The sequence below is a fragment of the Stenotrophomonas sp. G106K1 genome (genome assembly GCF_037969685.1).
In the GTDB taxonomy this organism is placed as follows: Bacteria; Pseudomonadota; Gammaproteobacteria; order Xanthomonadales; family Xanthomonadaceae; genus Stenotrophomonas; species Stenotrophomonas lactitubi.
On sequence record NZ_JBBPFR010000041.1, the window covers coordinates 1 to 9,905 of the forward strand.

Genomic DNA, 9,905 nt, shown 5'->3' on the forward strand with positions numbered 1-9,905 from the left:
ACCCCGGACAGATCGCGCGCGTGCCAGCCGCGAAGAGGATACGGGGTAGAGCAGAAGCAGGAGCATCCACGCGTGGCGTGGATCTACCCGGAGCTGCTGTTGAGTCCGCCTTCAAGCGAGCCGAGCACCGCAGGTCCGGCGAGGGCGAAGAGGCGCGGGTGTCTGAGCGCAGCGAGTTCCCGCGCCGTCCCTCGACGGGCCGAGGAGCGCAGGGAACCGGTGCACAGCACCGGCTCGCGGCCGGCGGAGCGTTCCTTTTGGTTACTTTTCTTTTCGCGAAAAGAAAAGTAACGCCCGACCAAAAGTCAGTTGTACGCCAGGCCAGCGGCAAGGCAGAAATCAACCGAGCATCTCCAGCCCCCGCACTTCGGTGATACCCAGCCCCGGCACATCGCTGATGCTGATTTCCGACTCGTTGAAGCGCACGCCGCCGCTGACCGGATCGAACTGCCCCAGCGACGGGCCATCCAGGTCGACCTTGGTGATCACATCGCTCTTGGCTACCGCCAGATGTACTGCCGCCGCCACGCTGATGCTCGACTCGATCATGCAGCCGATCATGCACGGCACGCCGTAGATGCCGGCGATGTCGGCGATGCGGATGGCGTTGGACAGGCCGCCGGTCTTCATCAGCTTGATGTTGATGATGTCCGCCGCGCGCTGCTGGATCAGGTCCATCACCTGGCTGGGGCTGAACACGCTTTCGTCGGCCATTACCGGGGTGTTGACCCGGTCGGTTACGTACTTCAGGCCGCTGATGTCGGCGGCTTTCACCGGCTGCTCCAGCAGTTCCAGCACCACACCCGCATCTTCCAGCGTACGCATCGCATGCACGGCCTGCTTGGCGGTCCAGCCCTGGTTGGCGTCCAGGCGCAGCAGCGCTCGGCCTTCCACGGCGGCGTGAATTGCCTTGACCCGCTCGATGTCCACGCCGATATCCTTGCCGACCTTGATCTTCAGCGACTCGAAGCCGCGTTCGATCGCCGACAGCGAATCGGCCACCATCTTGTCGATGTAGTCCACGCTGATGGTGATGTCGGTGGTGATCACCGGGTCACCACCGCCCAGCATCTGGTACAGCGGTGCGCCATGCAGCTGCGCCCACAGATCGTAGAGCGCGATCTCCACCGCTGCCTTGGCGCTGGTGTTGCGCTCCATCGCGGTCTGCACCAGCGTGCACAGGCGGTTGAGATTGACCACCTCCTGGCCGATCAGGCGCGGGGCGATGAAGTGACGGATCGCTTCGATGATCGAGCCGTGCGTGTCACCGGTGATGACCGCGGTGGCCGGCGCCTCGCCGTAGCCGGTGTGGCCAGTGTCGGTGCGGATCAGCACCACCACGTCTTCCACGGTCTCCACGGTACGCAACGCGGTCTTGAACGGTGTTTTCAGCGGCACGCGCAGCATGCCCAGTTCGATGGCGGTGATCTTCATTCAGGGATTCTTGGCACGCAGGCGTTGGATGTTGGTGATGCGGTCGATGTAGCGGACGCTGTCGCTGGCCATCATCGGTTCCAGCGGCGTGACCGAAACACCATTGAGATGGGCCTGCACACGCTTGCCGTCGGCGTCGAACCAGCTGCCGCCCGCAGTATCGTGGATCACCCAGGTGCGGCCGTCGACGTGGCCGATGGCCATCATCACGTGGCCAGGGATGTAGACCAGATCGCCGACCTGCAGATCGGTGACGGCGCGGTCGCGCTCGGTCTTGCCGTCTTTGCTGGTGAACGGCAGGCGGTCCAGCGCGGGGCTGATCGCCTGTGCGCTGGTATTGCGCGGCAGCAGCACACCGAAGCTGCGGTAGATCTCCGATACGAATCCGCTGCAGTCGCGGGTGTCGTAGTCATGACCCCAGCCGTAGCGCTCGCCGAGGAACTTGAACGATTGCTGCAGCAGCAGGCGCGGGGTCAGCGGCAGGTAGTCGGCAGCGGTGTCCTGCGAGCGCGGCAGCAGCGCCGGTACCAGGCGCAGGCGGCCTTCGGCCTCGCGCACCGGCAGCTGCACCACCCACGAGGCGTGTGCCTGCTGGCCGTTCACCGGTTCGGCGGCGGGCCAGTCGGCCAACACCGGCAGGCGCACGCCCATGTCCAGCTGCAGGCGCGATACCTGCGGCTCTTCCGGTGTGTAGGCGGTGTGCGCGGTGGCACCGGTGACGATGCGGTACGGGCCCTTCGCGCCGTAGCCGAGCACCGTGGCCTTGTCACCGCTGGCCACGGCATCGGCTTCGATCCAAGCGCTGTAGCGCTCGCTGTGCACGAACAGCCAGCGGCCGTCGGCACTGCGGTGGACCACGGCGACCTTGTTACCAGGGAACAGTGCCGACTCCTGGAAGCGGTCGATGTCGGTGTCGCCGATCGTGCTGAAAACACGCTGGCGGGTCGGGAAGGTGCGCAGCGCGGCGCGCTTCACCACCAGCCCGTACGACGGTGCGACCTGCGCAGGAACCGCATCGAGGCCGAGGTTGGCTTCGATTGCGGCCCGCAGGCCGGGGGCGATGGCCTGGCCCTTCTCGTCATACAGCGCCCGCTTGGGCCAGCTCGAAAGCGCGCCGATGCTGTCGCGCACCTGCGCGGCGCTGAGCTGTGCGGGCAGCGTGGCGATGTCCTGGATGTGGTTGTCCTCGACGCGCATCCGCGCGTTCTGCGCATTGATCTGCGCGCGGTCCAGGATCGGTGCGTCGGCGTTGTCCAGGCGTGCCGCCCAGTAATCCGGGGTGAGGTAGGCCTCGTGCAGGCCGATCACGTAGGGCAGCGGTGCGCCGGGGTCGGGTGCAGGCGTGGCCGCCTGGGTAAAGGCCGGTACAGCCAGCAGGCCCAAGGCCAGCGCCAGGGTCAACCTGCGCGGCCAGTGCCGACGCGGTTCGCGGGAAGCCAGGATCATGCGCTGCACACCCTCCTCGAATGCCTTTTGGAATATTTATTCCTTTCGGCCGCGAAAGCAAGAATAAATTATTGACCGCCCCCCCGGCCCGTGTTACACAGCCGTTACCACCCGCGCTTGGGAAGTGTCGCTGTGGATCCTGCCGTTCGCAAACCGTCTCTGCCTGCCGCTGCCGGACTATGCGCCGCGCTGCTGCTGTGGGCGTGCTCGGCATCGGCTGCGGATCAGCGCAGTGCCATCGATCGTGAGCGGGAAACGCGGTTGATCGATCTGGTCGACAGCGGTCGTTTCAGGGATGTCATTGCGACGTTTGCCGCAGACGGCGTGCCTGCACTCGCCGACTTCCAGTACGAGCGCATGCGCCGCATCAAGCTGGATTTCAGCCTCGACGAAGCCGCTGCCAAGGCCGCCGTCCGCCGCTCGATTCCCGACCTGACCGACGAGGAGTTCGCGCGCTGGGACCAGCTGGGGCTGATCGAACACTACGATATCGACGGCACACGCTGGTACTTCAAGCGCGCACCGTCGAACCTGTTCCTGCTCAGCGACGAGGCGCGTGCGCGTCGTCGGGCAGATGCACCGATGCCACCGCCCGGCCCGAACGAAGTGCTCAATGCACATCATGCACGCGTGGTTGCTGCCGCCGAACAAAGCGGCACGGCATCCGTGCTGCCACAGCGCCTCGAATTCACCCAGTCGTTGACGGTCAAGGCCGACACCGTACCGGCTGGCGAAACCATTCGCGCATGGATTCCGTACCCGCGCGAGATTCCCGGCCAGCAGGAACGCGTGCAGTGGATTGCCAGTGCGCCGGGCAAGGTGCGCATCGCCCCGGCCAGCACGCAGCAGCGCACCGCCTATCTGGAAGCCAAGGCCGTGGCTGGCCAGCCGACGCACTTTGAAGTCCGCTATGCGGTGACGATCTTCGCGCGCCACACGGCAATCGACGCGACGAAGGTGCAGGCCACGCCGGATGATCCAGCATTGAAGCCCTATCTGGCCGAGCAGCTGCCGCACGTGCGCTTCACCCCAGCGTTGAAACTGTTCTCCGACCAGGTGCTGCAGGGCGAGACACGCCCGTATGAAGTGGTACGCAAGCTGTTCGCCGCGGTCGATCGCATTCCGTGGGCCGGTGCACGTGAGTACTCGACCCTCAGCAACATCAGCGACTACGCGTTGCGCGCCGGTCATGCCGATTGCGGGCAGCAGACCCTGTTGCTGATCGCCCTGCTGCGCATGAACGGCATTCCCACGCGTTGGCAGTCGGGCATGGTTTTTTCCGGCGATGGCAGCGGCTACAACAACCTGCACGACTGGGGCCAGGTCTATCTGGCGCCATATGGCTGGCTGCCGATGGATGTGACCACCGGTGCCCTGGCCAGCGACGCGCCCGCGCTGCGTGATTTCTACCTGGGTGGCCTCGATGGCTACCGCATCGCTTTCAACGACGATTTCGGCCAGGGCTTCGTGCCGGCCAAACAGCACTACCGCTCGGAAACGGTCGACTCGCAGCGTGGCGAGGCCGAGTGGGCAGGCGGCAACCTGTACTTCGACCAATGGAGCTACGACTTCCAGTGGCGGGTACTGCCAGCCGGGCAACGCTAGCGCGAAACACCACCCTCACCACCATTCAATTCTTGCAGGAGAGAGCAGGGGATGAAGGCTTACAACATCAAGCGGGCGGCCTTGTGCGTCGCCCTCGGGACGTGTCTGGGCATCATGCTGCCCACCACAGCCATGGCCCAGAATGTGTCGGGCGCCGTCGCCGGCCGCGCGACCGCGGGCGATCAGATCACCGTCGTCAATGCCGGCACCGGTCTGACCCGGACGGTCACCGTCGGTGCCGATGGCAGCTACCGCCTCGGCCAGCTGCCGGTGGGTGACTACCGGCTGCAGCTCAGCCGCGATGGACAGACGCTGGGCGAGCAGGTGGCGGTCAGCGTCGCTGTCGGTGGCACCACGACCGTCAACCTGGCCAGTGGTGGCGGCGTCACCAACCTCGATGCACTGCAGGTGGTCGGTACGCGCGTGATCAACCGGGTGGACGTCTATTCCACCGAGACCTCATTCAACATCAACCGGCAGGAGATTTCACGGCTGCCGGTGGCACAGGATCTGTCCGCTGTCGCGCTGATGGCGCCGGGCGTGGTCGGCGGCAACTCCTCGTTCGGCGGCCTGTCCTTCGCTGGTTCCTCGGTGGCCGAGAACGCCGTCTTCATCAACGGCCTCAACGTCACCGACATGTACACGCGTCGCGGCTTCAGCACGGCCCCGTTCGCGTTCTTCAATGAATTCCAGGTCAAGACCGGCGGCTACTCGGTCGAGTTCGGTCGTTCCACTGGCGGCGTGATCAATGCGGTCACCCGCTCGGGCAGCAACGAGTTCAAGGGCGGCGTGGAAGTCACTGCCGAGCCCAGCGCGGGGCGCTCCAGCGGCGGCGACCACTTCCATCGCGACGGTACGCCGCATTCCTACGGCAGCCGCGACAACAACTCGTTCCTGAAAACCAACGTCTGGGGCTCTGGGCCGATCATCAAGGACAAGCTGTTCCTGTTCGCCATGTACGAGGACCGCAACGACCGCGGCCACAACACCTCGTCCGATGGCAGCACCTGGTTCAAGAACAAGTCCGGCAATGGGTTCTGGGGCACCAAGCTGGACTGGAACATCAATGACAACCACAGTCTGGCGCTGCTGGCATTCTCCGATGAGGGCGATGTCACCAACGCCTCCTATGCCTACGACTGGGATGACAACCGCCTCGGCGACTGGGGCGGTGACTCGATCACCGAAACCGGCGGCAAGAACTGGTCAGCCACCTACACCGGCCACTTCGGACAGAACTTCACCGCCCGCGCGATGGTCGGCCAGAACAACCAGCGCGCGTTCACCAACTCGTCGCTGGACCAGGCCTGCAGCCCGGTGTTCACCGACAGCACCTATGGCACCCGTCTGTCCAAGCTGCAGGGCCTGCGCGCCGGCTGCCATCCGACCGGCGCGGCCGTGGCCGAACGTGATGACACGCGCGACGTGGCGCGCCTGGACTTCGAATGGCAGCTGGGGGATCACCTGCTGCGCTTCGGCGTCGACCGCGAGCTGATGACCACCGACCAGACCACCCGCTATCCCGGGCCGACCGCCTTGAGCTACACCGCGTACGTGGCGCGTCCCGGGGATGAAGTGTGGGATGGCGCCAATGCCTACGTGCCGGCCGGTGTCACCGAGATGGTGCGCGCGCGCAACCGGCAATCCGGCGGCAAGTTCGAGACCGAAGCCAATGCCTTCTACCTGGAAGACATCTGGAACATCACCCCCAACCTGATGCTGAACCTGGGCGTGCGCTGGGACCGCTTCGAAAACCGCACCGCCGCCGGCAAGGCGTTCATCAAGATGGATGATCTGATCGCGCCGCGCGTGGGCTTCTCGTGGGACATGAAGGGCGATGGCAGCACCAAGCTGTTCGGCAACGCGGGCCGTTATTACCTGCCGGTGACCAACAACATCAACGTCAACTTCGCCGGCGGCCTGACCGACGAGTACAGCTACTATGTGCTTGAGGGTTGGGAACGGAAGACCTCGCCCACCGGTTCGGCGTACATGGCGCCGGTCATCGGCCAGCAGATCGGGCCGACCGACACCCGCATGAACACCGGGGGTGCCGACCTGCGGCAAAGCGTGGACAAGGACCTGAAGGCGGTCTACCAGGACGAGTACATCCTCGGTTTCCAGAACATGATCAACCAGGCCTGGTCGTGGGGCGTCAATGCCACCTACCGGCGCATGACCCGCGCACTGGATGACATCCGCATCAACTACACCCCCTGCGGACCGACGCCGAGCACGTTGTGGCCGATCGCAAACCCGGGCGAGAGCCTGACCATCTGGGGCGACAAGAGCATCGGCTGCGCCAACGAAGGCTGGATCACCATCGATACCGCCAACAGCGGCTATCGCAAGGGTGGCAGCGGCGAGGTGATTGGCTATTCCAAGCCGAAGCGTACCTACAAGGCGCTGGAATTCCAGATCGACCGCGCGTGGGACGAGAAGTGGATGCTCAACGCGTCCTACCTGTGGTCCAAGAGCGAGGGCAACTTCGAAGGCCCGGTGAACTCCGATACCAACTACGGTGATACCGGCATGGTCCAGTTCTGGGATCACCCGGCCACCAACGAACGTTATGGCGTGCTGTTCAACGACTTCCGTCACCAGTTCAAGCTGCGTGCTGCGTATGCACTGAACAAGCAGTGGTCGTTCGGCACCACGTTGCAGGTGCAGTCCGGCGGCCCGATCACCGCCTATGGCGTGATGTGGCCGAACGATTCGATCGCCGGTGGCAGCACGTCCAGTGAAGGCAGTGGTGGTGGCACCGGCTGGCTGTGCGTGGCCAACTGCTCCGGCCCGTATGACAAGCGTCAGTTCGAATACAGCCCGCGTGGTGCCTTCGGTCGCCTGCCGTGGACCTGGACCATGGGGGCGAACGTGACCTGGCGCCTGCCGGTGGAGGGCATCGACCTGAGTGCCCGGCTGTCGGTGTACAACATCTTCAACAACCAGAAGACCATCAACGTGCATCAGCGTTACGAAGCGCAGCCTGGCCAGTACCGCGAGAACACCTTCGCCACCGGTACCCGTTGGCAGGCCCCGCGCTACACCCAGCTGGTGGTGACCTGGAACTTCTGATCGACGAGGATGCGCAGTGCCGGGCGTTGCCCGGCGCTGCCGATGGAGACCGGCCGTGTATCGCCTGCTGACCTTCGCCGCGCTGCTTGCCGCCGCCCCTGCACAGGCAGTGGACAGCGCACGCCTGGATGCCGACATCGCCTTCGTGGACCAGCACGAGCACCTGCCGGGGGTGGCGATGGCGGTGGTCGAGGATGGCCAGGTGGTCTATCGCCATACCGATGGTGTACGCGGTGACGGCGGCCGCATCGACGAGGACACGCTGTTCAAGATCGCCTCCAACAGCAAGGCGATGACCGCCGCGCTGCTGGCCACGCTGGTGGAGCAGGGCAAGCTGCGCTGGGACGATCCGGTGCAGCGCCATCTGCCGGCGTTCCGCATGCATGACCCGTGGGTGGGCGAACAACTGCAGGTACGCGATCTGCTGATCCACAACAGTGGCCTCGGCCTGGGTGCCGGTGACCTGATGCTGTGGCCTGAGCCCAATGCCTTCACCCGCAGCGATGTCATCGCCGGGCTGGCATACCTGAAGCCGGTCACCAGTTTCCGCAGCGGCTACGCCTACGACAACCTGATGTACGTCGTTGCCGGTGAGGTGGCTGCGGCCGCCGGTGGCAAGCCCTATGACCAACTGATGCGCGAGCGGGTGTTTGAACCGCTGGGGATGACCCGTTGCCAGGTGGGCGCATGGTCGGTGAAGCAGGTCGGCAATGTCGCCCAACCGCATGTGCGGCGCGACGGCCGCAACGTGGTGGTCGCTGGTGATGGAGCGCTCAGCCCCGATCTGACGTCGATGGCGGCCGGTGGCATCCGCTGTTCGCTGCGCGACATGACGCGCTGGATGCAGGTGCTGCTGGACCCGGCGCTGGCGCCGGCGTGGTTGGGCGCCGAGCAACGCCGCATGCTGTGGACGCTGCACATGCCGATGCCGTTGGGCGAACGCCAACGCGACTGGGACAACGCCCGTTTCTACGGTTATGGTCTGGGCTGGCGGGTGTCGGACATGGACGGGCACTGGAAAGTCGCGCACACCGGCACGCTGTCGGGCATGTATTCCTCGCTGGCGCTGCTGCCGGATCGCAAGGTCGGTGTGGTGATGCTGATCAACGGCGAGGCCGAAGACGCGCGTACCGCGCTGATGCAGTCGACGCTGAAACAGTTCACCGCGCCGGAAGACGCGCAACATGTGGGGTACTACCTGGCCGAGCTGGCAGCCGATCGGGCCGCGCGTGCCGCCACGGGGAGTCGTGCTCCCTCTACCAAGGGCGCGCAACCGGCCGCCGTCACCGATCTTCAGCGCTGGCAGGGACGCTACCGCGATCCCTGGCTGGGTGCGGCCTCGCTGTGCCCCACCGCGAACGGCCTGCGCTTCAGTGTCGACAAATCGCCCACGCTGCAGGCAACGGTGCAGCAGCTGCAGGGGCGCTGGCTGTTGCAGTGGGATACGCTGGAACCCTCGGCGCAGGCGTGGCTGAATCCCGGCGCAGACACGCCGACGCTGGAGCTGCGCGCCATCGATCCGGAGATCGACTTCAGCTATGACTTCCAGGACCTGCATTTCACTCGTACTGGCGATTGCCCTGGCATCGGCGGCCCACGCCGCTGAGCCACCGCGCATTTCGCCCGCCACTGACGCCACTGCGACAGGGCTGGTGGAGATCCGTACGCTGTCGCCGCGCATCGAGATGGACATCCGCTATGCCGGTGCCAACAACTTCACCGCTGCGCCCGTGCCCGGTTATGAGGCGCCTGCATGCTATCTGCTGGCGCCGGTGGCAAAGGCGTTGGCCGATGTGGAGGCGGACCTGCGCACGCAGGGTTTCGCGTTGCGCCTCTACGACTGCTACCGCCCGGTGCGCGCGGTGCAGGCGTTCATGGCCTGGGTGAACGATCCGCAGGAACAGTCGCGCAAGGCCCTGCAGTATCCGGATCTGGACAAGCCGCAGCTGCTGAGCGACGGCTACATCGCCGAGCGTTCCGGCCACAGCCGCGGTGCCACCGTGGATCTGGGTCTGCTGGATTGTCGCAGTGGTCATTGCACGCCGATGGACATGGGCACCGACTTCGATTTCTTCGGCCCACGCGCGCATACGCAGACGCCGGGGTTGAGTGATGCACAGAACGCCAACCGCAAGCAGCTGGTGCAGGCGATGGCACGGCGTGGTTTCACCAACTATGCGCAGGAGTGGTGGCACTACACGATGCAACCCGAGCCGGATGCCGATACCCCTTACACTGGCCGCCTTCTCCTGCGTCCCCGCCCGATGAACCTTCCCCTGCATTTCGGCCTGCTCGGTACGCTCGAAGCGGGCCTCATCGCCCTGCTGGTCGGCCTGCTGGTGTAT

At 65.3% G+C, this 9,905-nt stretch carries 5 protein-coding genes and 1 pseudogene; 4 read left to right on the forward strand and 2 right to left on the reverse strand.

The window, feature by feature from the left end; genetic code table 11:
- Window positions 1-339: 339 nt before the first annotated feature.
- Window positions 340-1,434, reverse strand: a complete 1,095-nt coding sequence (locus WKB25_RS20795; RefSeq protein ID WP_340572717.1) for a dipeptide epimerase — start codon at window positions 1,432-1,434, stop codon at window positions 340-342.
- The gene (locus WKB25_RS20800; RefSeq protein ID WP_340572719.1) at window positions 1,435-2,880 is read right to left on the reverse strand and encodes an SH3 domain-containing protein; all 1,446 of its coding nucleotides are present in this window, start codon (window positions 2,878-2,880) and stop codon (window positions 1,435-1,437) included.
- Between the two features lie 132 nt (window positions 2,881-3,012).
- Here WKB25_RS20800 and WKB25_RS20805 point away from each other — a divergent pair, with 132 nt between their 5' ends.
- From WKB25_RS20805 to WKB25_RS20820, 4 genes and pseudogenes are all read left to right on the forward strand, one after another.
- Entirely contained in the window at window positions 3,013-4,485 is a 1,473-nt protein-coding gene (locus WKB25_RS20805) for a transglutaminase domain-containing protein (protein ID WP_340572721.1), read from the forward strand.
- A gap of 51 nt (window positions 4,486-4,536) precedes the next feature.
- Window positions 4,537-7,560 (forward strand): TonB-dependent receptor, encoded by a 3,024-nt coding sequence (locus WKB25_RS20810; RefSeq protein ID WP_340572723.1) that lies wholly within the window; start codon window positions 4,537-4,539, stop codon window positions 7,558-7,560.
- A 55-nt stretch (window positions 7,561-7,615) separates the two neighbouring features.
- Window positions 7,616-9,166, forward strand: coding sequence for a serine hydrolase domain-containing protein (locus tag WKB25_RS20815; RefSeq protein WP_340572725.1), 1,551 nt, complete (start codon window positions 7,616-7,618; stop codon window positions 9,164-9,166).
- A pseudogene (locus WKB25_RS20820) lies at window positions 9,099-9,779 on the forward strand (M15 family metallopeptidase); the annotation flags it as partial. The gene WKB25_RS20815 and the pseudogene WKB25_RS20820, both read left to right, overlap by 68 nt.
- Window positions 9,780-9,905 lie beyond the last annotated feature (126 nt).